The 3,075-nt window shown below is 63.8% G+C and carries 5 protein-coding genes; 2 read left to right on the top strand and 3 right to left on the bottom strand.

The genetic code is table 11. From position 1 onward, the window contains the following. Nucleotides 1-516 (bottom strand): FAD-dependent monooxygenase (locus WCE35_RS26980; RefSeq protein ID WP_424596359.1); only part of this gene is annotated, 516 nt, incomplete at its 3' end. A 2-nt stretch (nucleotides 517-518) separates the two neighbouring features. Here WCE35_RS26980 and WCE35_RS26985 point away from each other — a divergent pair. Continuing rightward, complete coding sequence (locus WCE35_RS26985) at nucleotides 519-728, top strand: hypothetical protein (RefSeq protein WP_424596360.1); 210 nt, start codon at nucleotides 519-521, stop codon at nucleotides 726-728. Nucleotides 729-740: 12 nt separating this feature from the next. On the opposite strand, the gene WCE35_RS26990 is transcribed toward WCE35_RS26985, so the two are convergent. After that, nucleotides 741-1,664: a LysR family transcriptional regulator gene (locus WCE35_RS26990; protein WP_424596361.1), complete on the bottom strand. Its 924-nt coding sequence runs from the start codon at nucleotides 1,662-1,664 to the stop codon at nucleotides 741-743. Nucleotides 1,665-1,755: 91 nt separating this feature from the next. On the opposite strand from WCE35_RS26990, the gene WCE35_RS26995 reads away from it, so the two are divergent. After that, entirely contained in the window at nucleotides 1,756-2,184 is a 429-nt protein-coding gene (locus tag WCE35_RS26995) for a nuclear transport factor 2 family protein (RefSeq protein WP_424596362.1), read from the top strand. A gap of 66 nt (nucleotides 2,185-2,250) precedes the next feature. Here WCE35_RS26995 and WCE35_RS27000 read toward each other — a convergent pair whose 3' ends face one another. Then, nucleotides 2,251-2,937, bottom strand: coding sequence for a glutathione S-transferase family protein (locus WCE35_RS27000; protein WP_424596363.1), 687 nt, complete (start codon nucleotides 2,935-2,937; stop codon nucleotides 2,251-2,253). Between the last annotated feature and the right edge of the window lie 138 nt (nucleotides 2,938-3,075).

Raw genomic sequence — 3,075 nt, forward strand, 5'->3', positions numbered from 1 at the left:
GAGCTTTTCGCGGATCGCGGAATGGATGCCGTCGGCGGCGATCAAGAGCGCGCCTTGATGGTGACTTGTCGATTTGCCGGTCGCCTTGTCGATGAATTCGGCGCGGACACCGTCGGCTGTCTCTTTCCAGCCGGTGAGATGGTGGCTGGTGAGGATATTTTCAGGCCCCAACCGTTCGGTCGCGGCGTCCAGCAGGATCTGCTGCAGCGTGCCGCGGTGGATCGAGAATTGCGGCCATTGGTACCCGGCCTCGATGCCGCGCGGCTCGCTCCAGATCGGCTTGCCGTGTTTGGAGAAGTAGGCAAGTTCGCTGGTGCGCACGCCCGAGGCGTCGAGCCGGTCGTGCAGGCCGAGCTCGACCAGCTCGCGCACCGCATGCGGCAGCACATTGATGCCGACGCCGAGCGGTTTCAGTTCGGACACGCTCTCGAACACCCTTGCGGGAACGCCGATCTGGTGCAGGCTGAGCGCGAGCGTCAGCCCGCCGATGCCGCCGCCGGCGATGAGTACGGTCATGAGTGGCCCTCAATGTCGGGCATCGTCATCGCATGGGAGCGCGGCCGCGGGCAACCGCGAAGGCCGGCCAAAGTCGCCGGGCATCCGGTGATCCGGACGGACGGCGCGCCGTTGATCTCGGGCTTTTGCTGCGCGTGAAGGTGATCGATCACCGCAAGCGCATGGCGGAGCGGCCGGCGGTGCGCAAGGCGATGGCAGATGAGCTGAGTTGAGGCTCGTCTTGCTTAAGCGCCGTGCCGCTTGCCGCGCCCGAGATCTCGCCCGGTTTCCAGCATCAACTGGCGCAGCCAGATCGAGCCGGGGTCCATCTGGGCGCGGGTCGGGTAGAACATGAACTGCTCGTCGACCCCGGGGTCGAACGGCGGCGCAACCGTCACCAGCGACAATTGTCTGGACAGGGCAGCGATCAGCCGGCGCGGCACGAAGGCGACAAGGTCGGTGCGCGCAGCGACGTGCAGTGCCTCGATATAGCCGGGCACTACCAGCGCGATCCGCCGCTCGATGCCCTTGGCGCGCAGCCAGCCGTCGATCAAATCCTCGTTCTGGCCGCGGATGATGACGGCGACATGCCGGGCGCTCAGGAAAGCCTCGCGGGTTTTCAGTCTCGCCCCGGCGGGGTGACCGCGCCGCACCGCCAGCGCATCGCTGTCGGTATAGAGCAGCTTGCGGTGAAACCCCTTGAACGCGTCGCCGATTGAGATCACGAGATCGATGGTGCGCGCGAACTCGGCGGTGAAGATCGACGGTCCCCGCCACGGCACCACGTCGATGCGGACGTTCGGCGCCGCCTGCGTGATCTTCTCCATCAGCGGCGGCATCAATAACTCGACCGCGAGGTCCGGCATCATCAGGCGAAACTGCCGTTCGCTCCGCGCGGCGTCGAAGTGATCCGGGGTGAACAGCCCGCGCACCTGGTCGAGCGCCTGCGCCAGTGGCCCGCGCAGCGCCTGCGCCCGCGGCGTCAGCTCCATCCGAGCGCCGGATCGTACCAGCAGGGGATCGCCGATCAGGTCGCGCAGCCGCTGCAGCGCGTGGCTCGCGGCCGGCTGCGACAGTCCGATCCGCATCGCCGCGCGGCTGACATTGGCTTCCCTGAGCATCGCGTCGAGCGCGACCAGCAGATTGAGGTCGAGCGAATTCAAATTCATCGCATGAATATATATCATACTCATTATCGATTGGAAGAATGACGCGGGGCGCGCGATGATCTGAAACATCGGATCAACGGAGAAACAGCCCATGAGCGCGGCAGCCAACAGGAAACTCGTGCAGCAGGTCTACGCGGATGCGGCCAATCGCAGCGGGACCACGTTCGCCGACAATCTCGCCGACGATGCGAGCTGGATCGTCACCGGCCAGTATTCGTGGTCGCATCAGTTCAAGGGACGTGAGGCGATCCTCAACGGCCTGATGGGCCATTTCCGCTCGTTCTTTGCCGAGCGGCCGCGGATCGTCGGATACAATTTCATCGCGGATGGTGACTATGTCGCGGTGGAGGCGCGTGGTGACAACGTCACCAAGGCGGGACTACGCTACGACAATCAATACTGTATGGTGTTCCGCATCGAGAACGGCAGGATCAAGGAGATCAAGGAATATTGCGACTCCACGCTGGTCGAGCGCGTGCTCGGGCCGTTTCCAGAAGCGCGCAAGCTCGCCGCGGTTTGATGATCGCCGTTGTCATTCCGGGACCGCGCGACGACGCGTGTCCCGGAACGCGCCAAGGTGCCGCGATCAGGCGGCTTTCACCGCAAGATGCCTGAACATGTTGCGGCGTGCCTCGTCGTCCATTTCCGCCTTGAACTTGAAATTGTCCTTCAGGGCGATCGCCTTTGCGGCCGCCGGCCGCGCCGAGATCTCGTCGAGCAGCCGCTTGACGTTGGGGTATTTTGCGACGGCTTCCTCGCCCAGGATGAACGGGATCATGCGCGCCCAGCCCCACACGTCCATGTCGACGATGGTGTAGGTGTCGCCGACCATGTAGCGGCGCTTGGCGAGGTGATCGTCGAGGATGGAAAAGTGCCGCTGCGCCTCGAACTGGTAGCGGTTATGGGCATAGTCGACCTTTTCCGGCGCGAAGTGCTTGAAGTGGACGGCCTGGCCGGAAAACGGCCCGACGCCGGTGGCGACGAACATCAGCCAGGACAGCAATTCGGCGCGATTGGCCGGCGTGTTGGCCGGCAGGAACTTGCCGGTTTTTTCCGCGAGGTAGAGCAGGATGGCGTTGCTGTCGAACACCTTGACGCCGTCGTCGTCGATGGCGGGCACCTTGGCGTTCGGATTGACGGCGAGATATTCCGGCTTGAACTGGTCGCCTTTGCGGGTATCGACCGGTACCGGCTGATAGGCGATGCCGGCCTCCTCGAGGAAGAGCGCGACCTTGGTCGGGTTGGGCGATCCGTTGAAGTAGAATTTGAGCATGGACAAAACTCCTTATGCTTTCGTTGCCGAAAAAATCGGGGCGCGGCAGTGTCGCCGCGGGCAGGGATTTTCATGCGCAAATTTTGCCTGAAAGCGCAAGCGCCGAGTTCGTGAGGGAGTTGTCGCGCCCCTCGTCAT

The organism is Bradyrhizobium sp., assembly GCF_049691595.1.
Taxonomy (GTDB): Bacteria; Pseudomonadota; Alphaproteobacteria; order Rhizobiales; family Xanthobacteraceae; genus Bradyrhizobium.